The 26,272-nt window shown below is 59.6% G+C and carries 30 protein-coding genes; 14 read left to right on the top strand and 16 right to left on the bottom strand.

The genetic code is table 11. From position 1 onward, the window contains the following. Window positions 1–57: 57 nt before the first annotated feature. The 9 genes from ACR3E0_RS12555 to secG all read right to left on the bottom strand — a co-directional run bounded on the left by ACR3E0_RS12555 (window position 58) and on the right by secG (window position 6,860). Entirely contained in the window at window positions 58–807 is a 750-nt protein-coding gene (locus tag ACR3E0_RS12555) for a transporter substrate-binding domain-containing protein (protein ID WP_480479154.1), read from the bottom strand. Between the two features lie 32 nt (window positions 808–839). Continuing rightward, window positions 840–1,616 (bottom strand): ABC transporter ATP-binding protein, encoded by a 777-nt coding sequence (locus tag ACR3E0_RS12550; RefSeq protein ID WP_480479153.1) that lies wholly within the window; start codon window positions 1,614–1,616, stop codon window positions 840–842. Window positions 1,617–1,741: 125 nt separating this feature from the next. Beyond that, the gene (locus ACR3E0_RS12545) at window positions 1,742–2,485 is read right to left on the bottom strand and encodes a phosphate/phosphite/phosphonate ABC transporter substrate-binding protein (protein ID WP_480481027.1); all 744 of its coding nucleotides are present in this window, start codon (window positions 2,483–2,485) and stop codon (window positions 1,742–1,744) included. Between the two features lie 5 nt (window positions 2,486–2,490). After that, on the bottom strand, window positions 2,491–2,928 hold the full coding sequence (locus ACR3E0_RS12540; RefSeq protein WP_480479152.1) for a tellurite resistance TerB family protein: 438 nt from the start codon (window positions 2,926–2,928) through the stop codon (window positions 2,491–2,493). 20 nt (window positions 2,929–2,948) lie between these two features. Further along, window positions 2,949–3,398: a tellurite resistance TerB family protein gene (locus ACR3E0_RS12535; protein ID WP_480479151.1), complete on the bottom strand. Its 450-nt coding sequence runs from the start codon at window positions 3,396–3,398 to the stop codon at window positions 2,949–2,951. A gap of 42 nt (window positions 3,399–3,440) precedes the next feature. Next, window positions 3,441–3,734 carry a DUF1330 domain-containing protein gene (locus ACR3E0_RS12530; protein ID WP_480479150.1) on the bottom strand — a complete coding sequence of 98 codons (294 nt, stop codon included), beginning with the start codon at window positions 3,732–3,734 and terminating at the stop codon, window positions 3,441–3,443. A gap of 75 nt (window positions 3,735–3,809) precedes the next feature. Next, complete coding sequence (locus tag ACR3E0_RS12525; RefSeq protein ID WP_480479149.1) at window positions 3,810–4,586, bottom strand: isocitrate lyase/PEP mutase family protein; 777 nt, start codon at window positions 4,584–4,586, stop codon at window positions 3,810–3,812. Window positions 4,587–4,690: 104 nt separating this feature from the next. Continuing rightward, a complete protein-coding gene (locus ACR3E0_RS12520) occupies window positions 4,691–6,334 on the bottom strand; it encodes a CTP synthase (protein ID WP_480479148.1) in 1,644 nt (547 codons plus the stop codon). Window positions 6,335–6,494: 160 nt separating this feature from the next. Then, a complete protein-coding gene (secG, locus tag ACR3E0_RS12515) occupies window positions 6,495–6,860 on the bottom strand; it encodes a preprotein translocase subunit SecG (RefSeq protein ID WP_480479147.1) in 366 nt (121 codons plus the stop codon). 150 nt (window positions 6,861–7,010) lie between these two features. Between secG and nthA the strand changes: the two genes are divergently transcribed. From nthA to ACR3E0_RS12485, 6 genes are all read left to right on the top strand, one after another. Further along, window positions 7,011–7,625, top strand: a complete 615-nt coding sequence (nthA, locus tag ACR3E0_RS12510) for a nitrile hydratase subunit alpha (RefSeq protein WP_480479146.1) — start codon at window positions 7,011–7,013, stop codon at window positions 7,623–7,625. Next, entirely contained in the window at window positions 7,622–8,299 is a 678-nt protein-coding gene (gene nthB, locus ACR3E0_RS12505; RefSeq protein ID WP_480479145.1) for a nitrile hydratase subunit beta, read from the top strand. The genes nthA and nthB overlap by 4 nt, the downstream gene beginning before the upstream one ends. Then, window positions 8,296–8,631, top strand: a complete 336-nt coding sequence (locus ACR3E0_RS12500) for a nitrile hydratase accessory protein (RefSeq protein WP_480479144.1) — start codon at window positions 8,296–8,298, stop codon at window positions 8,629–8,631. The genes nthB and ACR3E0_RS12500 overlap by 4 nt, the downstream gene beginning before the upstream one ends. 219 nt (window positions 8,632–8,850) lie before the next feature. Then, window positions 8,851–10,146, top strand: coding sequence for an adenylosuccinate synthase (locus ACR3E0_RS12495; protein WP_480479143.1), 1,296 nt, complete (start codon window positions 8,851–8,853; stop codon window positions 10,144–10,146). Continuing rightward, on the top strand, window positions 10,146–10,382 hold the full coding sequence (locus tag ACR3E0_RS12490) for a DUF2842 domain-containing protein (protein WP_480479142.1): 237 nt from the start codon (window positions 10,146–10,148) through the stop codon (window positions 10,380–10,382). Before ACR3E0_RS12495 ends, ACR3E0_RS12490 begins: the two co-directional genes overlap by 1 nt. Before the next feature lie 92 nt (window positions 10,383–10,474). After that, a complete protein-coding gene (locus tag ACR3E0_RS12485; RefSeq protein ID WP_480479141.1) occupies window positions 10,475–11,191 on the top strand; it encodes a hypothetical protein in 717 nt (238 codons plus the stop codon). 2 nt (window positions 11,192–11,193) lie between these two features. On the opposite strand, the gene ACR3E0_RS12480 is transcribed toward ACR3E0_RS12485, so the two are convergent. Together ACR3E0_RS12480 and ACR3E0_RS12475 are read right to left on the bottom strand one after the other, a co-directional pair. Next, on the bottom strand, window positions 11,194–11,754 hold the full coding sequence (locus ACR3E0_RS12480) for an N-acetyltransferase family protein (protein WP_480479140.1): 561 nt from the start codon (window positions 11,752–11,754) through the stop codon (window positions 11,194–11,196). A 195-nt stretch (window positions 11,755–11,949) separates the two neighbouring features. After that, window positions 11,950–13,560 carry an RNA polymerase sigma factor gene (locus ACR3E0_RS12475; protein WP_480479139.1) on the bottom strand — a complete coding sequence of 537 codons (1,611 nt, stop codon included), beginning with the start codon at window positions 13,558–13,560 and terminating at the stop codon, window positions 11,950–11,952. A 123-nt stretch (window positions 13,561–13,683) separates the two neighbouring features. Here ACR3E0_RS12475 and ACR3E0_RS12470 point away from each other — a divergent pair, with 123 nt between their 5' ends. Continuing rightward, the gene (locus tag ACR3E0_RS12470; RefSeq protein WP_480479138.1) at window positions 13,684–14,391 is read left to right on the top strand and encodes a thiamine diphosphokinase; all 708 of its coding nucleotides are present in this window, start codon (window positions 13,684–13,686) and stop codon (window positions 14,389–14,391) included. Here the strand turns inward: ACR3E0_RS12470 and ACR3E0_RS12465 are convergent. From ACR3E0_RS12465 to ACR3E0_RS12450, 4 genes are all read right to left on the bottom strand, one after another. After that, window positions 14,336–15,250, bottom strand: coding sequence for a DMT family transporter (locus ACR3E0_RS12465; RefSeq protein ID WP_480479137.1), 915 nt, complete (start codon window positions 15,248–15,250; stop codon window positions 14,336–14,338). The two genes, ACR3E0_RS12470 and ACR3E0_RS12465, sit on opposite strands and share 56 nt — an antisense overlap. Window positions 15,251–15,293: 43 nt before the next feature. Then, window positions 15,294–15,710: a GFA family protein gene (locus ACR3E0_RS12460; protein ID WP_480479136.1), complete on the bottom strand. Its 417-nt coding sequence runs from the start codon at window positions 15,708–15,710 to the stop codon at window positions 15,294–15,296. An 83-nt stretch (window positions 15,711–15,793) separates the two neighbouring features. Next, window positions 15,794–17,167 carry an L-serine ammonia-lyase gene (locus ACR3E0_RS12455; RefSeq protein ID WP_480479135.1) on the bottom strand — a complete coding sequence of 458 codons (1,374 nt, stop codon included), beginning with the start codon at window positions 17,165–17,167 and terminating at the stop codon, window positions 15,794–15,796. A gap of 1 nt (window position 17,168) precedes the next feature. Further along, window positions 17,169–17,870, bottom strand: coding sequence for a glutathione S-transferase family protein (locus ACR3E0_RS12450; RefSeq protein ID WP_480479134.1), 702 nt, complete (start codon window positions 17,868–17,870; stop codon window positions 17,169–17,171). Between the two features lie 168 nt (window positions 17,871–18,038). Between ACR3E0_RS12450 and rpiA the strand changes: the two genes are divergently transcribed. From rpiA to ACR3E0_RS12415, 7 genes are all read left to right on the top strand, one after another. Further along, the gene (rpiA, locus tag ACR3E0_RS12445) at window positions 18,039–18,827 is read left to right on the top strand and encodes a ribose-5-phosphate isomerase RpiA (protein WP_480479133.1); all 789 of its coding nucleotides are present in this window, start codon (window positions 18,039–18,041) and stop codon (window positions 18,825–18,827) included. 123 nt (window positions 18,828–18,950) lie between these two features. Beyond that, on the top strand, window positions 18,951–20,411 hold the full coding sequence (locus tag ACR3E0_RS12440) for an FAD-dependent oxidoreductase (RefSeq protein ID WP_480479132.1): 1,461 nt from the start codon (window positions 18,951–18,953) through the stop codon (window positions 20,409–20,411). Window positions 20,412–20,483: 72 nt separating this feature from the next. Then, window positions 20,484–21,629, top strand: a complete 1,146-nt coding sequence (gene hflK, locus ACR3E0_RS12435; protein ID WP_480479131.1) for an FtsH protease activity modulator HflK — start codon at window positions 20,484–20,486, stop codon at window positions 21,627–21,629. Beyond that, window positions 21,629–22,525, top strand: a complete 897-nt coding sequence (gene hflC / locus ACR3E0_RS12430) for a protease modulator HflC (RefSeq protein ID WP_480479130.1) — start codon at window positions 21,629–21,631, stop codon at window positions 22,523–22,525. Before hflK ends, hflC begins: the two co-directional genes overlap by 1 nt. Next, window positions 22,525–22,719, top strand: coding sequence for a DUF2065 domain-containing protein (locus ACR3E0_RS12425; RefSeq protein ID WP_170435631.1), 195 nt, complete (start codon window positions 22,525–22,527; stop codon window positions 22,717–22,719). The genes hflC and ACR3E0_RS12425 overlap by 1 nt, the downstream gene beginning before the upstream one ends. Window positions 22,720–22,871: 152 nt before the next feature. Next, window positions 22,872–24,341: a Do family serine endopeptidase gene (locus tag ACR3E0_RS12420; protein ID WP_480481025.1), complete on the top strand. Its 1,470-nt coding sequence runs from the start codon at window positions 22,872–22,874 to the stop codon at window positions 24,339–24,341. Between the two features lie 226 nt (window positions 24,342–24,567). Beyond that, window positions 24,568–25,401 (top strand): transglutaminase-like domain-containing protein, encoded by an 834-nt coding sequence (locus ACR3E0_RS12415; RefSeq protein ID WP_480479129.1) that lies wholly within the window; start codon window positions 24,568–24,570, stop codon window positions 25,399–25,401. A gap of 189 nt (window positions 25,402–25,590) precedes the next feature. On the opposite strand, the gene ACR3E0_RS12410 is transcribed toward ACR3E0_RS12415, so the two are convergent. Beyond that, window positions 25,591–26,259 carry a Crp/Fnr family transcriptional regulator gene (locus tag ACR3E0_RS12410; RefSeq protein WP_480479128.1) on the bottom strand — a complete coding sequence of 223 codons (669 nt, stop codon included), beginning with the start codon at window positions 26,257–26,259 and terminating at the stop codon, window positions 25,591–25,593. Window positions 26,260–26,272: the final 13 nt, after the last annotated feature.

Here is a 26,272-nt window from a genome sequence, read left to right as displayed (position 1 = left end):
CGACCACGGTCGGGATGGGTTCGGCGCTAAGGGGCGCCGAACCGAAAGACGAATGGCTTAGTTGGTGACAACCGAGCCGTCTGAGCCGTAGGTGGCGGTGTCTTCACCGAACCACTTTTTCAGCATCTCGTTCAGCGTGCCGTCTTCTTTCATCGAGGTGATCGCTGCGTCGAACTTGCCGCGCAGTTCACCGTCGCTTTCCCGCAGGCCCATGCCGACACCACCACCCAACGGAACCGGATCGCCGATGAAGACCAACTCGCCACCGGACTCCTCGACCAGCGGAACCAGGTAGTCGCGGTCGGCAAGAACCGCATCTGCCTCGCCGTTACGGACGGCTGCGATGGTTTCTTCGGGTGTTGCGAATTCGACCAGAGTTGCACCGGATTCGGCCACGTGACCTGCCTGGATGGTTGCGGTCTGGGCAGCGACAATTCCACCGGTCACGTCGGCGGCGTCAGATGTGGCAACATAGGCCGACGCGGTCGGCGGGTAATAGTCCTGGGTGAAGTCGATGACTTCATCGCGCTCGTCGGTGATCGACATGCCTGCAATGATGGTGTCGTAGTTACCCGAGACGAGGTTCGGAATGATCGAATCCCAGTCGTTCTTGACCCATTCGCATTCCAGACCGGCCCGGGTGCACAGTTCATCACCGACTTCGCGCTCGAACCCGTCGATTTCGCCCGCATCGTTGATGAAGTTGTACGGAGGGTAGGCGCCCTCGGTGCCCATGCGAACGGTGTCGGCCATGGCCAAACCGGCTGTCAGGGCCAGTGCTGCTGTGGTCAGAATCAGGTTTTTCATTTGTTACTCCCCTTTTTGGTTCTGTCCTGAGGTTAAGCCGCCTTAGTGGCGGAGAGAAAGCCCTGAAGCCGTTCGGATTCAGGGGACGTAAAGATATCTTCGGCTGTGCCTTCTTCTTCGATCAGACCCTGATGAAGAAAGACAACGTGGCTGGAGATTTCAGCCGCCATTTTCATGTCATGGGTCACGATGATCATGGTACGACCCTCGGCCGCGAGATCCTTGATGACCCGGATGACCTCCTGTTCCAGTTCCGGGTCCAGTGCCGAGGTGGGCTCATCGAACAAAAGGGCTTCGGGTTCCATGCAGAGACCACGGGCGATCGCTGCGCGTTGCTGCTGGCCACCGGACAGCTGCGCAGGATAGACATCGCATTTGTCTCCGATGCCGACCTTGTCCAGATACCCGCGTGCGCTGTCTTCGACTTCGGCCCTGTCGCGGCCCAGAACGGTTACCGGCGCCTCCATAACGTTCTGCAATATGGTCATGTGCGCCCACAGATTGAACTGTTGAAACACCATGGACAGGTTTGTCCGGATACGCAAAACCTGGTTGGGGTCAGCAGGTCGGCGTGCATTTCCGCTGCCGGTCCACTGAACAGGTTCGCCCTTGAAGATGATTTCGCCCTGCTGGCTGTCTTCCAGAAGGTTGCAGCACCGCAGAAGTGTGGATTTTCCCGATCCGGACGAACCGATCAGCGAAACGACGTCTCCCCGATGGGCGGTGATGTCCACCCCTTTCAAGACCTCGAGATTGCCGAAGCTTTTGTGCAGGTTCTTGATCTCGATGACGGGAGCGGTGTCTGTCACGGGCGGTCCAGTAGTCTGTGGTGTTGATGCGGTACTAGGGCTGATATTTCAGCGCAATGCAATGCGCAAATGACAGATTCAGCTCATCAAACCGCCAAATTGACCAGACGTTCTTGCCAATTTGGTCAGGTCTTGCGCTGCACTGCCTGCGGCGCAGGCGGAGTTGGAACGGCAAGATAGTGGTCGGCCGGAATGGCGATCAACCCACGGAGGTGCAACGTCGTACGGTCTTCGCGCGACAGATCCCGAATGGCAGCTCGCACAGCAGTCGCGACATGGCCAGCATTCTGCCCAATTGAGGTGATGTAAGGCAGCGCCGGGGTTGGGTCCGTGCTTGCCACGTCGCGCAGCTTGTAGCCCAAGTCGGTGTGATCCTTGAGCATGAGCCAAGTCAACGCATCCAGCGATGCGAAATCCGCACGTCCATCTGCCACCGCCCATGCCGACTGGGCGTGGCCGCCGGTTTCCAGCAGCGCGTCAGGGGTAAGGCTCAACTCGGTCAGATGCGTGATAGGCGCCGCCCAGCCTGATTGCGACAAAGGTTCGTTGTAAGCGAATGTTCCGCGCGACAATTGCGTCAGTTCGCGATGGTCATCTGCGCGTGCAACGAAAACCGAACGGTAATACCCGGGCGGACACCCAGGCAGACCGTAATCCGGTGTGCCGACCAACTGCACCTTGCCGTGCAGGCGGGTCCGAAACGGCATGCCGCAGGTCTGGGCAAAAACCAGGTTGGGGTCTTGCCAGACCTCCCAGACATCCCGGTCACGTATCAGTCTTTCGGGTCCAAACCCCAAGCGGGCGCGAATGGATTGCCAGAACCGGTCATTTGCCGGTTGAAGCGCGGGCATGTCGTACATGCCCAGCATTGCGATCAAGATCTGGACGCCTTTTGCCGGGCGAGCGCGGAATCGACATCGCTGACTCCCAACAGGCTGACAACCAGCCGCAGCAGGGCATCCTCTTCACCGGTGCGCTGACCGTCCGCCAGAACCACGGACCAGAGCGCCTGGATCACCGCAAGCCGATCCTCGTAGGCCACCGCCTCTTTTATGGCCCGGGTAAAGCGCACCGTGTCCGGCGCTTCGGCCTCAAGATCTTCGGCACGCGACCGCAGCGCGGCGGCCTCGAACGGTGACAACCCGTAGCGTTCCGCAGATATCCGGTCGATCCGGGACATTTCGGTGTCGGCATAGTCATTGTCCGACCGGGCAATGCGCACCAACAGGGCGGTCAAGGCCAGTCTGGCGTCCTCATCTACGATCGGATCGGGTTGAGGCTGGGTGAGCTTTGCTAGGAAATCGCTGAACATGAGACAGATATAGCCCCGGCTCAGTCCGCATCCAAGCGGGATTGCACACGTTCACGGGCCTTCTGGCTGTCATTATAGCTCAGACCCATCGCAACCCGGGCCTCTTCGACAATTTTCATCTCGCCCTCATCCGAGTTTCCATCGGCCAGCACAACCTCCCACAGAGCGTCCAATGCGGCCAGACGCTCCTGCAGACCGGTTGTTTCGCGGATCAGTTTGCCGAACGTGTCTGTCTCAGGCGCTGCCGCATGCAGTTTTTCGCAGGTGGCCCGGACCTTGGCGGCTTCGATTGCGTTGTGCTGATAAAGTCGGGCGAGGATCCTGTCGATCAAGCTGATTTCTTCCAGTTTGTAGTCACGATCCGCCTGTGCCACACGCACCATCAGAGCCCCCAGAGCCAATTCAGCGTCCGGATCGGGCAGATTGTCGTGTTTCGGCGGACGGAACGCCTGAAAAAACTTTTTCAACATGGGTCAAGATTATTCCATATTTTGTGGCCCGCCAAGCGCAGACTACCCGTCATAGCCTCGAATGATCACAAGATCGCCCATCGACACCGGATCGCGCAGTGCTTTGGCTTTTTGATAGCCCTCGCTTTCATAACAGGCCAGGGCATCCTCGTAGCTGGGGAATTCGATGACGACCGTTCTGGACCGCGAGGCGCCTTCTTTCACCTCCCGTTCACCGCCGCGCACCAGAAACCGCGCGCCATACGCCGCAAACGGTTCGGCATTTGCTGCAATGTAGTCCTTGTACCTCTCCATGTCGTCCACATCGACATGGGCAACCCAATAGCCTTTGGTCACGTGCCCCTCCTGCTCAGAATTACCGGCAGCGTGCTGGGAAATTGCGACAAATGCAATCCTGTCTCTCGCAGTCGATCAGCCGCGGTAGTGAATGGCACCCCGTGCCTGTTCGGTCAGCCATTTGATCATGTTGCGATACGGCACCGGGCCATAGCTGACGCGGGCAACACCAAGTTCAGCAAGCTTTGGCGTGTCAGGCGTGCCGGGCAGGGCAATGATGTTGACCGGCAGGGCGGTCGCTTCGCACAATTGCGCGATCATACCTTCATCCCTCAGCCCCGGGGCAAAGAATCCGCTCGCGCCGGCATCGGCGTACGATTTGGCCCGCGCGATGGCGTCGTTCAGCATTGCCTGATCGTGTGTGTCCGGCTGAGCCTTCAGGAAGATGTCCGTGCGGGCATTGATGAACGCCGGAACGCCGGTCGCGTCACAGCTTTCACGCAATGCGGCGACGCGCGCGGCCTGGATTTCCGCGTCATACAAGTCATTCGTTCCAACGATCTGGTCTTCGAAATTGAAGCCGATCACACCGGTCGCCAGAGCCTTGCGGGCGTTGAGTGCAATATCAGAGGGTTTCTCCGCATAGCCGCCCTCGAAATCCAGCGTCACAGGCAGATCTACGGCTTCGACGATCCGGCGGGCATTGTCCAGGGCCGTGTCGATCGGAACGTCCTGGCCGTCAGAGAACCCCTGAGCCATTGCGACAGGTGCGCTGCCCGTGGCAATAGCCTGCGCGCCGGCATCGCTGACCGCGAGGGCGCTGCCGGGGTCCCATATGTTGTAAAGGATGATCGGGTCGCCCTTTTTGTGAAGGCTGGCAAAGGTCAAGGCGCGTTGGACTTGATCGGTCATGAATCCCTCCTGTCAGAACGTGCCTAACAGTTAACCCTATGCCGGGATTCCGGATAGAGGTTTTCCGCAGAACCGGTCGTTTTTGCAGTGTCGCGCCGCGGAGATCAGACCAGACGCGACGTGTCTTTCGCAGCCCGGACAAAGTCGCGAAACAGCGGGTGCGGATCAAAGGGCTTGGATTTGAGTTCTGGGTGATACTGAACCCCGATAAACCACGGGTGATCCGACCATTCAACGATTTCCGGCAGGCGGCCATCCGGTGACATGCCAGAAAAGTTCAGGCCGGCCTTCTCCAACTTGTCGCGGTATTTGATGTCCACTTCATACCGGTGACGATGGCGCTCCTCGATACTGGTGCCACCATAGACGTCGGCCACTTTCGAACCCTCGGCCAGCACGGCATCATACGCGCCCAGGCGCATGGTGCCGCCCTTGTCATCGCCCACTTTACGCTCGACCTTGTGGTTGCCCTGCACCCATTCCTTGAGGTGGTAAACAACGGGTTCGAAACGCTTTTTCCCAGCCTCGTGATCAAATTCCTCCGACCCCGCTTCGGTGATTCCAGCCGCATTCCGCGCCGCTTCGATCACCGCCATCTGCATGCCAAGGCAGATACCGAGATAGGGCACCTTGTGCTCACGCGCGTATTGTGCGGCCTTGATCTTGCCCTCGGTGCCACGCTCGCCAAAGCCGCCGGGCACGAGGATGGCGTGAAAGCCTTCCAGATGCGGGGCCGCATCTTCATTGTCGAATACCTCGGCATCGACCCATTCGATCTTGACCTTGACCCGGTTGGCCATGCCGCCATGAGTTAACGCCTCAGCAATCGACTTATAGGCATCTTCCAACTGGGTGTATTTGCCAACGATGGCGACCTTCACTTCGCCTTCGGCGTTGTGGATACGGTCGCTGACGTCTTCCCATTTGGCCAGATCGGGCTTGGGGGCCGGGCTGATCTGGAACGCGTCCAGAACTGCCTGATCCAGGCCCTCACGGTGATAGGCCAGCGGGGCGTCATAGATGGTGGAAAGGTCTTGGGCCGCGATCACGCTGTCCGGGCGGACGTTACAGAACAGGGCGAGCTTTTCGCGCTCCTTGGTCGGGATCGGACCTTCGGAGCGGCAGACCAGAATGTCGGGCGCCAGACCAATCGAGCGCAGCTCTTTCACCGAATGCTGGGTCGGCTTGGTTTTCAGCTCGCCGGAGGCCTTGATATAGGGCAGCAGCGTCAGATGCATAAAGATACACTGACCGCGCGGCTTGTCCTGGCTGAACTGGCGGATCGCTTCAAAGAAGGGCAGGCCTTCGATGTCGCCCACGGTGCCGCCGATCTCGCAGAGCATGAAATCAACCTCATCCTCGCCAATGGCGATGAAATCCTTGATCTCGTTGGTGACATGCGGGATCACCTGAATGGTCTTGCCGAGGTAGTCGCCACGGCGTTCTTTTTCCAATACGTTGGAATAAATCCGCCCCGAACTGACCGAGTCGGTCTTGCGGGCCGCCACTCCGGTGAACCGTTCGTAATGCCCAAGGTCCAGATCGGTCTCGGCGCCATCGTCGGTGACGAACACCTCACCATGCTCAAAGGGCGACATCGTACCCGGATCGACGTTCAGATAGGGGTCCAGCTTGCGCAGCCGCACCGAATATCCCCGGGCCTGCAACAAGGCGCCTAAGGCCGCCGAAGCCAGCCCTTTGCCCAAGGACGAAACCACACCACCAGTGATGAAAATAAACCGCGCCATGTTTTTTCGGCTGCTCCCGTGAGACGTCATTATCAGCTGCCCGGCGGCTTGAAAAAACCGCTGCACCACGGGACTTCACATATAAAGGATTCGCGCGCATGGCGCAAGAGAACCGCAAGATGCTGTTGCCGTTCTCTTTCAGATTTCTAGGTTTTGTGGGTCAGTCGGCCTGCGGGATCAGTGGCGCGTTGTCACCCTGGGTAGGCGGCAACAGGTCATCCGCCCCCGGAACCGCAGGTGTGCTTTGCTCGGTCGGGGCCGGGGCCGGAACGCCCAGCCTGTCGAGAACCGAACTGCCGGATGATTTTTGCGCAGCCAGAATCGTCAGCGTGATCGACGTAACAATAAAACACGCCGCCAGGACCCACGTGACTTTGCCCAATGCCGTCGCGGCCGCGCGGCCGGTCATCGCACCGCCACCGCCACCACCCATGCCCAGACCACCCCCTTCGGATCGCTGCATCAGCACAACGGCAATCAGGGCCAATGCCAGGAGGAGGTGGATGATGAGAACGACGTTTTCCATGGTGGTCCTGTACAGGGTGGCGTGTATCGCGTGGTACTTATGCAAGTTTGATCTTGGGGGCAAGGGACGAGTTGGCATCACAGACCTTGATGTTCGAGATCACGTCAAAGGGACTGGACAGGGCGGTGACCGGTGACGCAGGCTGCGCCCATGCCTCATGATGACCCTGACCACCCGCACAGCCTGTTGCCGCCTGAACCCGCGTTGCGGATCAAAGCGCTTGAGACGATTCTGACCCGAAAGGGATTGATAGACCCGGCTGCGCTGGATGAGATCATCGACACCTATCAGAACAGGGTTGGTCCGAAGAACGGCGCGCATGTCGTGGCCAAGGCGTGGAGCGACCCCGGGTTCAAAGCCGCCTTGCTGGAGGACGCGACGTCTGTTGTTGCCGAACTCGGTTACTATGGTCGGCAGGGTGAGCATGTGGTTGTGGTCGAAAACACCCCCGAGCAGCATAACATGGTCGTCTGCACCTTATGCAGCTGTTACCCGTGGCCATTGCTGGGTATCCCGCCCGGTTGGTACAAATCCGACGCGTACCGCGCCCGGGCGGTGCGTGAACCGCGTAAAGTACTGGCTGAGTTTGGCGTGACCCTGCCCGAAGGCACCCCGGTTCGCGTCTGGGACTCCACCGCAGAGGTTCGGTATCTCGTCCTGCCCATGCGCCCGGGCGGGACCGACGGCCTGCGTGAGGACGCTCTGGCGGCGCTTGTGACTCGCGACAGTATGATCGGCACGGGCTTGCCCAAGGTGCCCGCATGACCCGCGTTCACGATATGGGCGGCCGGTTTGGGGACGGCCCCATCACCCCTGAAGGCGAGGACGCGCCGGTCTTTGCCGAAGACTGGCACGCACGGGCCTTGGCGGTCACGCTGGCCTCGGGCTTTCTTGGCCAGTGGAACATTGACGTCTCGCGCCATGCGCGCGAGCGTCTGTTCCCGAATGACTACGCCCGCTTTTCTTACTACGAGAAATGGATGTCAGGCCTCGCTGACTTGCTTGTCGAGCAAGGCGTGCTGACCTTGGAGGATCTGCGCGGAGAGGGGCGAGACGAACCACACCCGTTGACGGACAGACGCCTCAAGGCCGAGGCCGTCTCTGCAGCTTTGGCGAAGGGTGGCCCTGCGGATCGACCGTCAAACGTAGCAGTACGGTTCAGCGTCGGGCAAGAGGTTGTGACCGCCCGCCCTGCCGCCAATCGCCTTGTGGATGGGGGCCACACGCGCCTTCCGATCTATGCTGCTGGTGCACGCGGTCGGATAGTGCGCCTTCATGGGACGCATGTCCTTCCGGATTCCAACGCGCATGGTCTGGGTGAAGCGCCCGAGCCGCTCTACGCCGTCGCTTTCGCCGCATCAGAGCTTTGGGCCGCGCCCGAGCACCCCGATGACGACGTGGTGCTGGACCTTTGGCAGAGCTATCTGGAGCCCGCATGAACGATTGCCTGTCACACGCAGCACCTGAACCGGTCTTTGCAGAACCCTGGCACGCGCAGGTCTTTGCCGTCACCGTGGCTCTGAATGAGGCTGGTCGGTTCGACTGGCCCGACTGGGCATCTCGTTTCTCGGAGACTTTGAAGCGCAACGGTTTGGATCGCGAACTGGATGGAGGCGACGATTACTTCAACGCCTGGCTGGAAACGCTCGAAGCACTGTTGGCAGAACAGGGCGCGGCTGTACCGGCGGACGTGCAAAACCTGCATCAGGCGTGGGAAGAGGCCTATTTGACCACGCCCCACGGACAGCCGGTGCGTTTGCGGCAAGGCTAGACAAGGGGGCGCTGCCCCCGCCGCCCGTTCCGGGCGCCTCCCCCGAGGTATTTTCAGCCAGATGAACAGGGGATCCGATCTTCATCTGGCGACAAATACCTCCGCCGGAGGCATCGCGCGTCCGCGCGATTTCAATCTGCGGCGAAATAGCGGTTTCCCTGTCGACTGTGCCTCGCTATACGAGCCGAGTTTGATTACTCAGCACGAAAAGGACCGGATATGGCCAACGTGGTTGTTGTCGGCGCCCAATGGGGTGACGAAGGAAAAGGCAAGATCGTCGACTGGCTCAGCGAGAGAGCCGACGTTATCGCGCGTTTTCAGGGTGGACACAACGCCGGTCATACGTTGGTCATCGATGGCGAGGTCTACAAGCTGCACGCGCTGCCCTCGGGTGTCGTGCGCGGTGGCAAGCTGAGTGTCATCGGGAACGGAGTGGTTCTGGACCCCTGGCACCTGATCAAAGAGATTGAAACGATCCGGGCGCAAGGTGTTGAAATTACACCTCAAACGCTGATGATCGCCGAAAACACACCGCTGATCCTGCCGATCCATGGCGAACTGGACCGGGCCCGGGAAGAGGCGGCCTGCAAGGGCACCAAGATCGGGACAACCGGTCGCGGTATCGGCCCGGCCTATGAGGATAAAGTGGGGCGCCGGTCTGTCCGCGTCGCGGATCTGGCGGATAAAGCCACGCTCGAGGCGCGTGTTGATCGCGCGCTGCAGCACCACGATCCTCTGCGCAAGGGTCTGGGCATTGATCCCATCGACCGGGACGCGCTGTTGGCGCAGTTGGATGAGATCGCGCAGCAGATTCTGCCCTTTGCCGCCCCGGTCTGGAAAGTGCTGAACGAAAAGCGCAAGGCAGGCAAACGTATCCTCTTCGAAGGTGCTCAGGGCGCGTTACTGGACATCGATTTCGGGACCTATCCGTTTGTGACATCGTCCAACGTGATTGCCGGTCAGGCTGCGACAGGTGTGGGTATTGGACCGGGATCGATCGACTTTGTGCTTGGGATTGTGAAAGCCTATACGACCCGTGTGGGCGAGGGGCCTTTCCCAACCGAACTGGATGATGACGATGGTCAGCGGCTGGGCGAGCGGGGGCACGAATTCGGCACCACTACAGGACGCAAGCGCCGTTGTGGGTGGTTCGATGCCTGCCTGGTGCGCCAGACCTGCGCCACCAGCGGTGTCAACGGAATCTCTCTGACCAAACTCGACGTGCTTGACGGCTTTGAGACGCTGAAAATCTGCACCGGCTATAATCTGGACGGAGAACATCTGGACTATCTGCCCACCGCCACCGACCAGCAGGCGCGCTGCAAGCCCATCTACGAAGAAGTACCCGGTTGGAGCGAATCCACCGAAGGCGCGCGCAGCTGGGCGGATCTGCCGGCAAATGCGATCAAATATGTGCGCCGTGTCGAGGAACTGATCGAATGCCCCGTCGCTCTTTTGTCCACCAGTCCGGAGCGGGATGACACCATTCTGGTGACCGACCCGTTTGCCGACTGATGAGCGATGACCAAAAACCCGGCCTGAGTTACAAGGCGCGCCGCCGCTGGTCGCTGGTGATCCTTTTGGTCGGGTTGCCGCTGTACATTGTTGCTGTTGTGACGGTGGTCAACTGGCTGGACCGGCCGCCGATCTGGGTGGAGTTTCTGGTTTACGTGGTTCTGGGCATTCTTTGGGCTTTGCCTTTCAGGTTTGTGTTCCGGGGCGTCGGCAAAGAAGACCCGGATCAGCCCTGAAATCGCTAGGTACGGTTGCCTGTCACGCTGCGTCATGACAGCTTTTCGGAACAGGGGCGCGGTGGCGCGCCTTGATCCGGGAGGCATGAGGCATGAACAGAACAGGTTTGAGCGCAGCAGCCATGGTCGCAGCGGCTTTGGTCGCGGACAAGGCGCAAGCGAACGACTGGGAGTACACCATTGCGCCCTACATCTGGGGGCCGGACTTCCGAACTTCGCTGGACATTGGCCTGAACCCGCCGGTTGACGGCAGCACATCCATCTTCAACATCCTCAACAGCGCGTTTCTGATCGCGGGTGAGGCCAGAAATGGGCGCTGGGCAATCGGGGCGGAATTCAACTACCTCAATCTGGGTGACGATGTGACCATCGGGCCGTTCAATGACCTCGCAAACTGGGAACTCGACGGCACAATGTCGTCTCTGGTGGCCGGGTACTCGGTGCTCGAAGACGATCAGTCCCGGGTTGAGGCGTTTGCCGGTCTGCGGCACTGGGATCTTGATCTGGCGACCACGGTGCTGGGGTTTACCGCGACCACGGATCAAAGTTGGACCGACCCTATCGTTGGAGCGCGCTACAACAGAGCGATCAATGAACGCTGGGGCGTCAGCGCGATGGGCAATGTCGGAGGGTTCGGCTACGGCTCAAAGTTTCAGTGGGAGGCCGTGGTCCAAGCCAGTTGGAAGTGGACCGAACGCACCAGCATCGCGGGCGGATACCGTCACTTGAGCGTGGACTTTCAGGAAGGCGGCAACGTCATTGACCTGATCCTGACCGGCCCCTACGTGGCTGTGGCGTTTAATTTCTGATATTAATCAGTGGTTTGCGCAGAGTTTGGCCAACTCAGAACGGCGCGGGCATAGGCGTAGTATTCACCAGAGATTTCCTCGGCCAGACTAAAAGGTGTGGGCCAGGGCGTGGTCAGAGTGGCCTCGACCTGGCCGGTCAGAAGGGTCAGATCCGCATCATGCTTGGACGCAAGCCGCCGCATTTTCTGATTGGTGGCCAGACACAGCATATGAACCTCGCGTATCCCCCGATTGCGGGCCGCAGCGATAATCCTGGACAACAAGGCGTCGCCAATACCCCGATCCTGCCAGGAGTTTTCGACGGTGAATGCAGCCTCGGCAATATAGGTCGTGCCGCCCGGAACCTGCCGCAGTTCTCCGACGCCACGCAGGAACGGATCCGGAAACGCGCCGAAAACCAATGCTGCATCATCGAACATGCGTGAAATATAGGTCTGAACATATCCCGGTTGCACAGTCACACCAAAACGCGATGCCAAGGCGTCGTCGTCGAGGTTGTTGAAATGTGTAACGATCTGAGATTGATCGTATTTTCGCAAACGGCGGATCGCGATATCGTACATGCTACGGTCTCCGATGGGTCGTAAGGTCACACGAGAACTTCTGTTAACCCTAACTATAGCATATTTTCTGCGGTGCAGCATTGCGACCCTTTCACACCGTGTTGGACAGGCGGTTTCAGGGCGCGTCAGTACGTGTGCTCAGCAAAAAAGGGCCGAGAATCGCTCTCGGCCCTTTTTGAAAATGTCTCGAAAGGGTTAGCCAGCCGCGCGTTCGTCGTCGGGGCGGAAACCGATCAGGTTTGACGCTGCGAACCGGCCACCGCCTGCCTTCTCGATCTTGCCGTCGCGCAGCAACTGGCCGAAAGAGCGCAGGCTTTCTTCGCGATTGAACTCATTCTGCTTGAGCGACCGGACCTTGTTCATCAACTGTGGACGCGAAAACTGTGCCTGACCTTCGATGAAGGACAGGTATGCGGCTGCGGCCTCGAGCAGATCGGGCAGCGACTGTGCGCCCTGATCCTGCGCGAACTGTGCAAATCCGCCCTCTTCGGGTCCGTCCTCATCCTGCTGAGCGGTCACGCGGCGCGGGGTAACCGGGCCGGCGTCTTCCTCACGGTCGTCGATGCGCTGTTCCGCAACCAGCTTGAGCGGTGCGGAGGAATCCGACTCGGGGCGCATGCTGGTAACCTGAATTTCCGGACGGCGTGGGCTGACCACCGATGCCAGATCACCGCGGTAGTCCTGATCTTCAGACGGCTTGTCTGTGCCATCGCCTTCCTGACGTTCGGCTTCGGTGGCCGCGACAGCCGTGCGCAGATGAGAATAGGTCTCGCGCGTGTCGCTGGTCGCGGGATCGTCCATTTGTGCGCCAGCCATGTCCATCAGGCGCGAAACATCCTGATCCGAGGCAGCGTCCTCTGTCGGCATCCGGCTGGATTGGTCGGACATTTCCGCCTCGACCTGCGAGATTTCATTCAGCAGGTTGACTTCGTCTTCGGCTGTCAGAGCGCCCTGAACGGGTTCGTCCTGCGCGTCCTTGGCGAGGATCTCTTCGGACGCGTCATCTTCCGCACCGATTTCATCTTCGCTGAGAATGTTGACGACTTCGTCTTCTTCAACGTCTGCTTCGGCAACGTCGTCGAGTTCCGAAAACAGAACTTCATCGGACGGTGCTTCGTCCTCCGGCTCTTCTTCAATGATCGGAGCCGGGGCGGGCATCTCGTCTTCTGCTTTTTCCTCGGCCTTCGCTTGCGGCTCCGCGTCAGGTGCCTTGGGCTCCAGATCCTCGGCGCTCAGCGCACCTGCTTCGAATGCGGCGGTAACCGCATCTACAGGGGCGGCGGCACTGTCGAGCAACGCGGTTTCTTCGTCTTCGGTATACGCACCGGCGTTGTCGTCGGAATGGGACACCACGGCACGGATGCGCTGCAGCTTGGCGGCGATGCTGTCGGCGGGGGGGGCTGGTACAGGGTCTACCGGCTCGGCTTCGACAAAGAACGGCTCGGAACTTTCTACAGGCGCTTCTGACGAGGCGGGTGTGTCAACCACGTTCAGATCCGGCGCACGGGCGGGGGCCTCGTCCTGCGGCTCGGCAGCGGGGGTCGGGGCTGCATCGGTGGCGCGCAACAACAGGCCGGTTTCACTCTGACGGGCTTCGACGCGTTGCGACGGGTCACGCTGTGCAATACGGGTCAGCATTTCGGCATCGGGCTGCGGCGGTTCGGACCCGAAATACCGGTCGTCCGCTGCAAGATCCCGAAAGTATTCGGCAATGGATTTCATCGTTTCAAAGGAATCGTCAAATCCTTCCAAAGTGCAGGAAAAGGTTCCATAAGAAACGGTCAATACCTTGTTATTCTGTACCATCAGACGCACGTCCTCTACAAACTACGACAGCCAACTCACCCAGGCCCGGGCACACCCGTCGGCTCAAAACTGTTCACATCAACCTATCATTTTGTGGTCTGAATATGTCCAAAACCGGAAAAAATGATCAATCCTAGAAAAAATGCGCCGATTGTGCGGGCAAATGATCCAATTGGCCTGTTTGGCGGGGGGCATATCGGAAAAAACGACCTGGCTGATGCGCTGATTCGCGTCGGACTCGCCGTCGCAGTGGATAGCGGAGCGGCCGTGTTGCTAGAATCAGGGCGTCTCCCGGACGCCGTCATTGGCGATTTCGATTCGTTGGAAAGCACGGTTCGCGAACAAATCCCGTCGGACCGCCTTTTCCCGATCAAAGAACAGGACAGTACGGATTTCGACAAGGCGTTGCGCAGCGTCGAAGCGCCACTGGTCGTGGGCGTTGGGTTTCTGGGGGGACGTCTGGATCACCAACTGGCGGCTCTGAACACGCTGGTGACCCGGCCTGACCGCCCCTGCATTTTACTGGGTGAGCACGAGATCGTCTTTCACGCCCCGCCAAAAATCGAGTTCAGCGTCACTCCGGGCGAGACCGTATCGCTGTTCCCGCTCAAACGGGTGACCGGGCAAAGCCAAGGGTTGGAGTGGCCAATCAAAGACCTGGTGTTCGAACCGCTAAAGCAGATCGGCACGTCCAACCGGGTGGTGTCCGAGGTCGAGTTGCAGATGGATGAACCCGGGCTTGTGGTGATGGCGCCGCGCCCTGCACTGGATCAGGTTATGCAGGCGTTTCTGTCGGGGCAGACCGGGCGCTGGCCCGCTCGCGCAGAATGACGTAGAGGCCGGCGGCGATCGTGATCAGTATGCCGAGGCCCGCCAGCCCGTCAGGCCAATCGTGAAAAATCATCCAGCCGATCAGGGTCGCGACAGGTATTTCAAGATATTGCATGGGTGCCAGCGTGGCCGATGGTGCATAGCGCAAGGACCATGTCATCAGCAGGTGCGCGACAGTGCCCAACAGCCCAATTCCGATCAGCAGCCAGTGCGTATTGCCCGCCGGAACGATCAACGAAAGCTCCCAGATCCCGGCCTGCGTGCCGATCAGAACCATCGGCAACAAGAGGATCGTGGCGAAAGCTCCTGACACGGCTTGCAAAGAGATCGGGTCCGTTTCTTTGGCGACCTGCCGCGTAACCAGCATGAAGAGCGCAAAGACCACGGCCACCACCAGCGGTAACAAAGCGGGCGCCCCGACCTCGGCGAAACTGGGCTGGATCACCAGCAATGTGCCTACAAACCCGACAATGCAGGCAATCAGCCGCCGGATGCCGACCTCTTCGCCGAGTACGTATCGGCCAAGCAACAACATGATGAACGGCATCACAAAGGCAATTGCCACCGCATCCGCAAGCGGCAGGAACTGCAGCGCGCTGAACATCGCTGAAATCCCGATGATGTGCAGCAGCGTGCGGATTACCGTCAGCCGCAGGATACGTCCCCGCATGCGCCAGGGGCGTCCGGTCATTGCGACCAGCGGGATCAGGATCAGCGCCTGAATCGCGAACCGGACAAGCACCAGCAGACCCAGAGGTGTCGTTTCGCCCAACAGTTTGGCCAGTGCATCGCCCAGTGGCGCAAGCACACAAAAGCCGAGCATCAGAACGATGCCAAAGACGGGGCGATCCTGGGTCATGCCGGCACGCTATCGCGGTAACATCGCAGAGGGAAGGCCGGAATCAGACCTCTGGCAGCGGTTGGTATTTTGTATAGTCCGGGCCGATGCAGCGGGGCAGACCGTCATCCAGTTTCAGCCAGTTCAGGCGTTCCTCGTATGCGACGTGCAACTTGGGTTCGAGGGCTTCGGGGTTCTCCAGAGCGGCAACATACAAATGCATGACATCCGACATCGAGGTGGACCGGAATGACATGGGTGTTCCGCAATCCGGGCAGAAACTGCGTTCTACGCCCGGGGAAGAATGAAAGATCTTTGGCGCGTCTCCGGTCCACCGCCACCGACCGTCCCGGATGCCAAAATAAGCAGTCATCGGGGCGGAGCATTGCCGACGACAGCTTTCGCAATGGCAGGTCACGCAGGACAGGACCGGAGGTTCAACTTCGAACCGGATTTTGCCACATAAACACCGACCGCGCATGTCTCACCCCTCTGCTGGCTGAGCCCAGCCTTGCAGAAAATCAGCGCCGTGCCCACGCGAAATTGCGCTGTAAATAGAGTGTTTCAGCAGTTCGGAATGTTGACCGCCAGCCCACCGAGCGAGGTTTCCTTGTACTTCTCGTTCATGTCCTCTCCGGTCTGGCGCATGGTTTCGATCACCGTATCCAGCGGGACGAAATGCTGACCATCCCCGCGCAGGGCCAGCGAGGCGGCGGACACCGCCTTGATCGCCCCCAGCCCGTTGCGCTCGATACACGGCACCTGAACCAGCCCGGCAACCGGGTCGCAGGTCATGCCCAGATGATGTTCCAGCGCAATCTCGGCCGCATTTTCCACCTGTTCCGGTGTGCCCCCCATCACGGCGCACAACCCCGCCGCGGCCATGGCCGCGGCGCTGCCGACCTCGGCCTGACAGCCTGCTTCGGCACCGGAGATCGAGGCGTTGAATTTCACTAGTCCGCCGATGGCGGCGGCGGTGAGCAGGAAATCCTCGATATGGCTCTCGGACGCACCGGGCACGTGATCGAGGTAATAGCGCAGGACCGCCGGCAACACTCCGGCGGCTCCGTTCGTGGGGGCGGTGACGACCTGACCGCCAGCGGCGTTTTCCTCGTTGACCGCCATGGCATAAACACTCATCCAGTCGTTGATGGTGTGCGGGGCCGTCAGGTTCATGCCGCGCTCGGCCATCAGCGCATCGTAGATACCTTTTGCGCGACGACGCACGCTCAGACCGCCCGGCAGAATACCATCGGTGGTCAGGCCGCGCTCGATACAGTCATTCATCACCTGCCAAAGCCGGGCCGACCCTTTGGCAAAACTGTCGACACACCCGCGGGCGATTTCATTTTCGCGCTTCATACCCGCGATGGTCTTGCCGCTGGTTTTGGCCATGTCGAGCATCTCGGCCGCTGATTTGAAGGGGAAGGGGACCGGTGCGCCTTCGTCTGTTGCCTTGCCTTCCGCCAGTTCCTCTTCGGTCAGGACGAAGCCGCCGCCGATGGAGTAAAACACCTGGCGCAAAATGACGTCACCCTGTGCGTCGGTGGCCATCAGGATCATGCCGTTGGCATGGCCCGGCAGCGCGTGGTCATAGTCAAAAACAAGGTCGGTTTTGGGGTCGAATTTCAGAGTGGGCAGGCCTTCGGGCGTCACGGTGTGCGAGCTCGATATGGCCGCCAGTGCCACCTCGGCTTTGTCGTTGTCGTAGGTGTCCGGGACAAATCCGGCCAGGCCCAGAATGGTGGCGCGGTCCGTCGCATGGCCGACGCCGGTAAAGGCGAGCGATCCATGCAATGAACCGCGCAGACCCGTAAAGTCAAAGGGTGAGGCCCGCATCATGTCCAGAAACCGCGCCGCGGCCACCATCGGGCCCATGGTGTGTGACGAGGACGGGCCGATGCCCACTTTGAACATATCAAAGACAGAAAGGAACATATCAGGTTGCTGAGCCTTCTGGAGGGTTAGGGTGAATCGGAGCTGTGAATGGCGTGGCCCCGAGCCCCTCGGCTGCGATGGCGGCACGCGTTGCGGGGCGGTGCTCAAGCTGCATCAGGATCTTTTGCAGGTAGGGCGTATCGGCCAGTTGATACCAGCTGCGGTCCACCCGTGCCGGGTAGAGAGCCATCCACCGCATCATGCAGGCAACGTAATATGTCAGGACCGAGGGGTTGTCCGCGTGCAGCCAGCCCGGCGCATTTGCTGCCTCGGCATCCAAAAATTTCAGATGGCGGCGCAAACGGGGGCGGATACCTGCACGCAGCGTATCGGCTTGTGCATCATCAATGTATTTCTCTGCATAGAACAGAATGCGCAGATCGGCGTGCAGCGTGTTCGAAGCGAAGAACAGCCATTTCAGGAAAGCGGCGCGATCCGGGGCGTCCGGCGCGGGAGCAAGCTGATCATGGGTGTCTGCCAGCCACAAGAGTATTGCAGCCGTTTCGAAAATCGGGCCCTGGGGTGTTTCGAGAACGGGGATCAATCCGTTCGGGTTCAGCGCCCGGTACGAGACGTCGTTCTGCTGGTCCCGGCTCCGGTCCACCAGAACTGTGTCGTAGGGTACACCCATCTCTTCCAGCGCCAGCCTGATCACAAGCGAGGCGTTATCCGGGGCATAATGCAGGCGGTAAGGTGTCGTCATGAGGCCTATTTATATACCGGTGCGCGAACGGGAAGCGCCGATTGCGACGTTTCCGATAGGAAACGCGTATAAGAGCGACAATAATGGACGGCAAGCCGTGCGATTTGGGTCTCGAAGTTACGGGCCGCATTCCGTATAAGTCCGGCAGCAACACCAGGGAAAGCTGCCATGACCGGAGAATTGTCGCCCATTGATACGGCCAAGTATGTGGCCGCGCGCCGCGCCGCCGAGATGGTCGAAGGGGGGATGCGCGTTGGATTGGGCACCGGGTCGACCGCCGCCTGGCTTGTGCGCCGCCTTGGCGAAAGGGTGCAGGACGAGGGTCTGCGGATTAAGGGCGTGCCCACCTCGACCCGAACCGCACAACTGGCGCGCGAGGTCGGCATCGAAGTGGTTTCTCTGGATCAGGCCGGATGGCTGGATTTGACCATTGACGGTGCAGACGAGTTTGACGGCGATCTGAACCTGATCAAGGGCGGCGGCGGCGCACATCTGCAGGAAAAGATCGTGGCAACCGCAAGTGATCAGATGGTGGTTATCGCAGATGCAGGCAAGGAAGTGGAAACGCTTGGCGCTTTCCCGCTGCCGGTCGAGGTGATCCCGTTTGGCTGGCAGACCACACGCACCCTGATCGAAGAGGCGTTGGACACGATGGATGTTCTGGGCACCTCGGCTGCACTGCGCATGAACGGCGAGGCGCCGTTTGTCACGGATGAAGGCAACCATGTGCTTGACCTGCATCTACAGCGTATCGGCAATGCGCGCCAACTTGCCCTGGTGCTGAACCAGGTGCCGGGCGTGGTCGAAAACGGCCTGTTTATCGATATCTGTGACAAGGTCGTGGTCGGTCACGGCGATGGACGGGTCGAACTGCGGGATATCAATGCCGGCACGATCGAGCTGGATCAGCTGGTGGACGGAGCCGGCGAGAACCTGTTTTCGGATCTGACAGATTGAACGCCGGCGGTTTCCAGTCGACCACCTGCAAACGTGTCGACTTTTCAGGGCGCGGGGTTGGCAAGTGACATTTCACGCCCAGATATCCAGAGAAATTTTGGAAGTTGAACGAAGGAACCCGGCATGAGCTTTGACTATGATCTGTTTGTCATCGGTGGGGGCTCGGGCGGGGTTCGTGCCGCCCGCGTGGCGGCTGGCGAAACCGGGGCCAAAGTGGCGCTGGCCGAAGAGGACCGCTATGGCGGCACCTGCGTCATCCGGGGTTGTGTACCGAAAAAGCTGATGGTGTTCGCCAGCGAATACGGCGAGTTGATGTCCGAGGGTCGTTCGTACGGTTGGGATTTCACGGGCGGCGATTTCGACTGGCCCGCGTTTTCCGGCAAGCTGAACACTGAGCTGGACCGGCTGGAAGACGTCTACCGCAGTTTGCTGAAGACCTCAGGCGTTGACGCATTTGATGCCCGCGCCTCGATAAAGGATGCGCACACCGTAACGCTTTCCACGGGGCAGGAGTTCACGGCAAAGCACATTCTGGTTGCAACCGGGGGTCATCCGGTTCGGCCCGATCTGCCGAACGCAGACCTCGGGATCGTATCGGACGACATCTTTCATCTGCCGAAGCTGCCCAAGTCCATCCTGATTATCGGTGGTGGCTATATTGCGTGTGAATTTGCCTGTATCATGCACGGGCTTGGTGTCGAAGTGACGCAGTTCTATCGGGGTGCACAAATCCTTCGCGGTTTCGATGACGAAGCCCGCGGGCTGGTGGCCGAGGCGATGCGTGAAAAGGGCATAGACCTGCATCTGGGGACCAACATTGTGGAAATGGCAGCCGCAGGTGAGGAACACGAGATCAGCCGTACGCTCACACAGTCAGATGCGGCGATGGGTGCTGCCGTGCAAGACAAGCCCATGATGCAAAGCAACGATGGAAACCGCCAGGGGCCGGTGTGGGTCAAGGCAACCAACGGTGTCGAGAAGGTTTTTGATACGGTGCTGTTTGCCACCGGTCGGGACCCGAATGCGCGTGACATGGGATTGGAGGATGTCGGCGTGGAGATCGGGCGCCGGGGCGAGGTGATTGTTGACGAGTTCAGTCAAACCTCGGTTCCGTCAATCTATGCCATCGGTGATGTAACCAACCGCGTGAACCTGACGCCGGTCGCGATCCGTGAGGGGATGGCCTTTGTCGAAACCGTCTTCAAAGGCAATCCCACTCCGGTCGATCATGCGCTGATCCCAAGCGCGATTTTCACACAGCCCGAAATGGGCACTGTGGGCTTGAGCGAAGAAGCGGCGCGTGAGCAGGAAGAAGTTGAAATCTACTGCACCAGTTTTCGACCAATGCAGTCTGCTTTTGCGGGAAAACCCGACCGCGTTCTTATGAAGCTGGTTGTCAGCAAAGCGTCGCGGAAGGTCCTGGGCTGCCATATCGTCGCACCGGGTGCTGGCGAAATGATCCAGCTGGCCGGAATAGCCATTAAGATGGGCGCAACCAAGGAAGATTTCGACCGGACCGTGGCGGTTCATCCGACCATGTCTGAAGAAATCGTCACAATGCGGCAACCTATGCGCACCGCTTGATTTGCAAGCGCGCGCACACAAGTTACAAGGGACCCCGTGATCACACGGGCCTAAACGAAGGAACTGATACATATGGCGGGCAACAGCGGCGGCCCCTGGGGGGGCGGAGGCTCATCCGGAGGCGGAGGAAATCGGGGCAACAACGGGGACGGGCGGCGCCCGCCCGAAGGTGATGGCCCGCAGATCCCCGAGATCGATGAGCTGATGAAAAAAGGCCAGGAACAGCTGCGCGTCCTGATGGGCGGTCGCGGCGGCGGGGGCCGTGGTGGCGGTCAGGGAGCCGGCGGCGGCGGCCCTGTTTTCACCAGAGGAACCGTTGTGATTGGTCTGCTGGTTGCGGCGGGCCTTTGGGCGGCGGCAAGCTTCTACACCGTGAAACCGGAAGAACAGTCCGTTGAGCTGTTTTTGGGTGAGTTTTCCGCGGTCGGAAATCCCGGCCTGAACTTCGCTCCTTGGCCGGTCGTGACTGCCGAGGTCATTCCGGTCACACGCGAACAGAACGAAGACATGGGCGGTGCGCGCGGCAGCGATGATGGTTTGATGCTGACCGGTGACGAAAACGTGGTCGATATCGACTATCAGGTCGTTTGGAACATCAACGATCCGGCCAAGTTCCTGTTCAACCTGCGCGATCCGCGTCAGACGATTCAGGCTGTGTCGGAATCGGCGATGCGCGAGATCATCGCGCAAAGCGAGCTGGCGCCGATCCTGAACCGGGATCGCGGGATCATCGCAGACCGTCTGCAGGAGCTGATTCAGGCCACGATGGACAGCTATGATTCCGGCGTGAACATCGTCCGCGTCAACTTTGACAAGGCCGACCCGCCGCAGGATGTGATCGCCGCGTTCCGTGACGTTCAGGCCGCTGCGCAGGAGCGGGACCGGTTGCAGAACGTTGCGGATGCCTACGCGAACCGGGTTCTCGCCGAGGCCCGTGGTGAGGCCGCTCAGGTTTTGGAAGAGGCCGAAGCCTATCGCGCCCAGCAGATCAACAGCGCACAGGGTGAAGCCAGCCGTTTTAGCGCGGTTCTGGAAGAATACTCCAAAGCGCCGGATGTGACCCGCAAGCGTCTCTATCTGGAGCGGATGGAGCAGGTTCTGGGCGATGTGGACAAGATCATTCTGGATGAGAACTCGACCGGTCAGGGGCAGGGCGTTGTGCCATATCTGCCGCTGAACGAGCTGCGCCGTTCCAACCCTGTCGCGGAGAGCAACTGATGCGTAAGTCACCCATTATTCTGATTGCCGTCGTCATTCTCGGCGTCATCGGCCTATCGTCGATCTTTATCGTTGACGAACGCGAACGCGCGCTGGTGCTGCAGTTCGGTCGTGTCGTGGACGTTAAGGAAGAGCCCGGACTGGCGTTTAAAATCCCGGTCATTCAGGAAGTTGTTCGCTATGACGACCGCATCCTGTCAATCGACGTGCAGCCTCTGGAAGTCACGCCGTTGGATGATCGCCGTCTCGTCGTCGATGCCTTCGCGCGCTATCGGATTTCTGATCTGGAGCAGTTCCGTCAGGCGGTTGGCGTCGGGGGTATTCCGGTGGCCGAGGATCGTCTGGATCGCATTCTGCGCGCGGAAACCCGTGAAGTGCTGGGTTCGGTCTCGTCCCGCGATATCCTGAGTTCGGATCGTGCCGCGCTCATGCTGCGCATCCGCAACAGCGCAATTGCCGAGGCACAGGCGCTGGGCGTGAACGTGATCGACGTGCGTCTGAAGGCCACTGACCTGCCGCAGGCCAACCTTGAAGCGACGTTTGACCGAATGAAGGCCGAACGGGAACGTGAGGCGACCGACGAACGTGCCCGTGGTAACGAAGCGGCACAGCGGGTGCGTGCGCAGGCCGACCGGACCGTGGTGGAACTGGTCTCGGATGCAAACCGTGAGGCGGAAATCATCCGTGGTGAGGCGGATGCCGAGCGCAACGCGATCTTTGCCGCAGCCTACGGTGCTGATCCGGAGTTCTTTGAATTCTACCGCTCGCTGACCGCCTATGAGAATGCACTGCAAGGCAGCAACAGTTCGTTGATCCTGAGCCCGGATTCCGAGTTCTTCAACTATCTGGCGTCGCCAACCGGCCGGCAGGCACCGGCGGCTGTGGCCTCTGAATAATGGGTATGATCCTTCTGGCCTTCGGGCTGGTGCTGATTGTCGAGGGGCTGGCCTATGCGCTGGCCCCTTCGCTTATCGAACGTATGCTCGAGGCGCTGCGCGCCCTGCCGGAATCGGCCCGGCGCCTGATGGGCATGCTGTGCGTGGTCAGTGGCTTCATCCTGTTGTGGGGCGCATATCAGGTGGGCTTTTGAGGCCATGACCTCACTTGCCGGTGATTTCCCCGCGATCCCGAGTTGCTAGAGCGATCAAACTGACTACATTGGAAGTCAAGCGAAACCGCCCGAGCGTGGTTACGGAAAGCGTATCGACAAGGAGAGCCCAGGTGCAGGCAAAAGCGCGCAGTATGTTGGTCCGAAAGGACGAAGTGGTTGTTTTCATGCGGCTTATGTGGCTGGCCGTTGCCGGTATGGTGCTGGTGATGGCGCAGACAATGGCCGCGCAGGCCCGTGGTGAAAGCCTTGCCCCGCTGGCCGAACAGATCAGCCCCGCCGTTGTGAACATCACGACTTCGACCCTGATCGAAGGACAAACCGGACCACAGGGCATTGTCCCCGAAGGATCCCCCTTTGAAGACTTCTTTCGCGAGTTTCAGGATCGCAACGGGGATAACGAAAACCGTCCGCGCCGTAGTGCCGCATTGGGGTCGGGTTTCGTGATCTCCGAGGACGGGTTTATCGTCACTAACAATCACGTCATTGCAGAAGCCGATGAAATCCTTGTTGAATTCTTTCCCGGTGACGGGCAGCCGGTAAAGGAACTGCCGGCCACAGTCATTGGCACCGATGACAAGACCGACATCGCTCTGCTCAAGGTCGAAGCGACAAGCCCGCTGCAATACGTGACTTTTGGTGACAGCGATACGGCGCGGGTGGGCGACTGGGTGATCGCGATGGGCAACCCGCTGGGACAGGGCTTCTCGGTGTCCGCCGGCATCGTTTCCGCCCGCAATCGCGCGCTGAGCGGGTCCTATGACGATTACATCCAGACAGATGCCGCCATCAACCGCGGGAACTCCGGTGGCCCGTTGTTCAATATGGACGGTCAGGTCATTGGCGTGAACACAGCGATCCTGTCGCCAAACGGCGGTTCGATCGGGATCGGGTTTTCGATGGCGTCGAATGTGGTCGTCAAAGTTGTCGACCAACTGCGAGAATTTGGCGAAACCCGCCGCGGCTGGCTGGGCGTTCGCATTCAGGATGTCACCGAGGACATGGCCGAGGCGATGGGACTGGACAAGCCGGGCGGGGCCTTGATCAGCGATGTGCCGGAAGGACCGGCCAAGGAGGCCGGTCTGAAAGCCGGGGACGTGATCCTCAGCTTTGACGGTGTCGAGGTGGAAGACACGCGCGGTCTCGTCCGTCAGGTGGGTGAGACAACGGTCGGCAAATCCGTTCGGGTTGTGGTGCAGCGGGACGGCGGAACGCAAACCGTGCTTGTCACACTTGGTCGCCGTGAGGACGCGGAGCGCGCCGAGGATGGCGAAGAGGAAACTCCAGACGCCCCCGCGGACGAAAACGCGGATATCCTGGGCCTGACGATTTCACCCCTGACCGACACGTTGCGCGAGGATTTGGGTCTGGATGCCGAGGCTGAAGGGCTGGTTGTCTCGGATGTTGATGAGGCGTCTGAGGCTTATGCCAAAGGCTTGCGCGCCGGTGATCTGATTACCGAGGCCGGTCAGCAAAAGGTCACGTCCATTGAGGATCTCGAGGCCCGTATGGACGAAGCCCGCGAAGCAGGGCGCAAATCATTGCTCTTGCTGGTTCGTCGCGGAGGTGATCCCCGGTTTGTGGCGTTGAGCTTGGAAGAATAGTCCCTAGTCGACACGACAAAAGACTGAAACAGCTAAAAGGAGGTTCCGGAAGGTGCCTCCTTTTCTGTGAGTTTAAAGCTGGTCCAAGGTCATCATATGAAGCTCTGAAGGGGTCAAAATTGATTTACATAATTAGTTTAATGGATTTATTGCGAGGTGACGAACAGTCGGTCATGCTGATTTCTTTGAAACTTCGCTCAAGAGCCTAGAACAGTAGAGGGTTGTTTTGAGACAACTGAAAGTGGAAATCGAGAGCTCGGCCTGTTCGACTATTCTTGTCCCCTGCGGCATCGCATCGCCCTACGAAGCCATTTCGGCGATGGAGGTGACCGGGGGCGGGATAACCAAAATACTGTCGGAGCCTGAGTTGGGGCTGACGGCTTGCACAATCAAACCTGACAGCGAAAAAACGACGTTGCTCTATGACGTTGATACAGCCCCAACAGGAGCCACCTATCCCGAGGCTGCCTTTGTTCCCCGGGAAAATCGGTTCACTGCAGCAGCGGCGGATTTAGCCCTTGCGAGCCGACAAATTGCGCACAAAGCGGGCGGAGGCCGGCCCGGTATCGACGCGCTGGTGGCGGAGGCTGAAAGCCGGTTTTCCTACGCGCATCCCAAACGGCGTTTTAATGACAACACCGATGAAGTGCCTTATCTGTCTTGCGGGACAACACCGGGGTCGTGCGTTGACATCAACACCTACCTAGTCGCCAGCCTGCGCGCGGCAGGATACGAAGCCGGCTATATCTACGGCTTCTTCTTCCCGGAAGAGCGTGGCGGCTTTACCGATGACGGGCATTGTTGGGTCATCACGCGCCATGAAGGTGACGTGTTGGAATGGGATATCGCCCATCATATCAAGGCGGGCTTGGGCGCAACGAAACCGGGATTGAACCCAAGGCCGGGTCAGCGCATTGGAATAAGCCACTCGATGGGCCATCGCTACGACTTATTGTTGGGGACGCGTCTGATCAAGATACTTGGCGAACCTATTGGTTTTTCGCGCGAGAATGAGATGCTGGATCTTGAAATAGCGGTTCGAATTGTGCCCTGTCTGTAGGCTACGTCGCCTGTCCCAGACGGTGCGCTGTTGTGCAAAAGAAATGAGCCATACACCGAAAAGGCATATGGCTCAGATACAGGGAGAGGTCAGTGGACAGATATCGGGGATGATTCTCTGACCTCCTACGGTAACGGGTTCAACTTAGGGTATTGTCTGTCCCTCGTATGTGAACCAGATCACACGCCGTCAGATCAGATCGGAATCCGCGAGTTCCCGCAGCGCCTCGAAATCCTGAATCAGCAGGCCGCCCCTCGATGCCTCGACCACGTTGTCGCGCTTCCACGTGGCAATTGTCTTGGATACCGCTTCGCGCGTTGCCCCGACAAATTCTGCCAGTTCGCTTTGCGACAGGGTTATGCGCTCTGACGGATCATCCTGAAGCCCGGACAAATGCAGAAGTTTGCGCGCAAGACGAATCGGCATCGGCAGGAACACCTGCTCGTTCAGTTGTGACCCCATCCAGCGCATCCGCAGGCCGGCCAGACGGATCATGTCCTCGGCGAGGTCGGGATGTTGGCGGATCTGGTTCATCACGTCGTTGCGGCGGACGCGCAAGACACGCGAGGGCTCCGCTGCTGATATCGTTGCCGTGCGCGGGCCACTGTCAAACAGCGCGATTTCGCCAAACACTTCACCGGGGCGCATCAGGGTGAGCGTCAGCTTTCTGCCGCTCATGGCCAGAAACGAGACCTCCAGTGTGCCCTCCAGAATGGCATAGAGCGCATCGCCCTCGTCATCCTGTTCGAACAGAATTTCGTTTTTGGCCAAAGATATCTCGGATGCTTGCGCGGACAGCATCGCTCTCAATCTGTCTGACGCTTCGGCCAGAAAGCCGCTGGTCGGGAAGGCCGTCATTCTGGCACTGTTC

The sequence above is a fragment of the Ruegeria sp. AJ12 genome, from assembly GCF_056536245.1.
The sequence above is the reverse complement of the archived record's forward strand: the minus strand, read 5'-3'. Positions and strand labels throughout refer to the sequence as shown.

What these genes read in the sequence shown, in the direction of transcription:
- ACR3E0_RS12490 (WP_480479142.1), top strand. Translation starts at nt 10,146, where the DNA reads ATGAGCGATGACCAAAAACCCGGCCTGAGTTACAAGGCGCGCCGCCGC.
- ACR3E0_RS12500 (WP_480479144.1), top strand. Translation starts at nt 8,296, where the DNA reads ATGAACGATTGCCTGTCACACGCAGCACCTGAACCGGTCTTTGCAGAA.
- ACR3E0_RS12470 (WP_480479138.1), top strand. Translation starts at nt 13,684, where the DNA reads ATGATCAATCCTAGAAAAAATGCGCCGATTGTGCGGGCAAATGATCCA.
- ACR3E0_RS12535 (WP_480479151.1), bottom strand. Translation starts at nt 3,398, where the DNA reads ATGTTGAAAAAGTTTTTTCAGGCGTTCCGTCCGCCGAAACACGACAAT.
- ACR3E0_RS12540 (WP_480479152.1), bottom strand. Translation starts at nt 2,928, where the DNA reads ATGTTCAGCGATTTCCTAGCAAAGCTCACCCAGCCTCAACCCGATCCG.
- ACR3E0_RS12475 (WP_480479139.1), bottom strand. Translation starts at nt 13,560, where the DNA reads ATGGTACAGAATAACAAGGTATTGACCGTTTCTTATGGAACCTTTTCC.
- ACR3E0_RS12455 (WP_480479135.1), bottom strand. Translation starts at nt 17,167, where the DNA reads ATGTTCCTTTCTGTCTTTGATATGTTCAAAGTGGGCATCGGCCCGTCC.
- nthB (WP_480479145.1), top strand. Translation starts at nt 7,622, where the DNA reads ATGACCCGCGTTCACGATATGGGCGGCCGGTTTGGGGACGGCCCCATC.
- hflC (WP_480479130.1), top strand. Translation starts at nt 21,629, where the DNA reads ATGCGTAAGTCACCCATTATTCTGATTGCCGTCGTCATTCTCGGCGTC.
- ACR3E0_RS12485 (WP_480479141.1), top strand. Translation starts at nt 10,475, where the DNA reads ATGAACAGAACAGGTTTGAGCGCAGCAGCCATGGTCGCAGCGGCTTTG.
- ACR3E0_RS12460 (WP_480479136.1), bottom strand. Translation starts at nt 15,710, where the DNA reads ATGCGCGGTCGGTGTTTATGTGGCAAAATCCGGTTCGAAGTTGAACCT.
- rpiA (WP_480479133.1), top strand. Translation starts at nt 18,039, where the DNA reads ATGACCGGAGAATTGTCGCCCATTGATACGGCCAAGTATGTGGCCGCG.
- ACR3E0_RS12495 (WP_480479143.1), top strand. Translation starts at nt 8,851, where the DNA reads ATGGCCAACGTGGTTGTTGTCGGCGCCCAATGGGGTGACGAAGGAAAA.
- ACR3E0_RS12525 (WP_480479149.1), bottom strand. Translation starts at nt 4,586, where the DNA reads ATGACCGATCAAGTCCAACGCGCCTTGACCTTTGCCAGCCTTCACAAA.
- ACR3E0_RS12555 (WP_480479154.1), bottom strand. Translation starts at nt 807, where the DNA reads ATGAAAAACCTGATTCTGACCACAGCAGCACTGGCCCTGACAGCCGGT.
- ACR3E0_RS12425 (WP_170435631.1), top strand. Translation starts at nt 22,525, where the DNA reads ATGGGTATGATCCTTCTGGCCTTCGGGCTGGTGCTGATTGTCGAGGGG.
- ACR3E0_RS12465 (WP_480479137.1), bottom strand. Translation starts at nt 15,250, where the DNA reads ATGACCCAGGATCGCCCCGTCTTTGGCATCGTTCTGATGCTCGGCTTT.
- ACR3E0_RS12480 (WP_480479140.1), bottom strand. Translation starts at nt 11,754, where the DNA reads ATGTACGATATCGCGATCCGCCGTTTGCGAAAATACGATCAATCTCAG.
- nthA (WP_480479146.1), top strand. Translation starts at nt 7,011, where the DNA reads ATGCCTCATGATGACCCTGACCACCCGCACAGCCTGTTGCCGCCTGAA.
- secG (WP_480479147.1), bottom strand. Translation starts at nt 6,860, where the DNA reads ATGGAAAACGTCGTTCTCATCATCCACCTCCTCCTGGCATTGGCCCTG.
- ACR3E0_RS12420 (WP_480481025.1), top strand. Translation starts at nt 22,872, where the DNA reads ATGTTGGTCCGAAAGGACGAAGTGGTTGTTTTCATGCGGCTTATGTGG.
- ACR3E0_RS12545 (WP_480481027.1), bottom strand. Translation starts at nt 2,485, where the DNA reads ATGCTGGGCATGTACGACATGCCCGCGCTTCAACCGGCAAATGACCGG.
- hflK (WP_480479131.1), top strand. Translation starts at nt 20,484, where the DNA reads ATGGCGGGCAACAGCGGCGGCCCCTGGGGGGGCGGAGGCTCATCCGGA.
- ACR3E0_RS12440 (WP_480479132.1), top strand. Translation starts at nt 18,951, where the DNA reads ATGAGCTTTGACTATGATCTGTTTGTCATCGGTGGGGGCTCGGGCGGG.
- ACR3E0_RS12520 (WP_480479148.1), bottom strand. Translation starts at nt 6,334, where the DNA reads ATGGCGCGGTTTATTTTCATCACTGGTGGTGTGGTTTCGTCCTTGGGC.
- ACR3E0_RS12410 (WP_480479128.1), bottom strand. Translation starts at nt 26,259, where the DNA reads ATGACGGCCTTCCCGACCAGCGGCTTTCTGGCCGAAGCGTCAGACAGA.
- ACR3E0_RS12450 (WP_480479134.1), bottom strand. Translation starts at nt 17,870, where the DNA reads ATGACGACACCTTACCGCCTGCATTATGCCCCGGATAACGCCTCGCTT.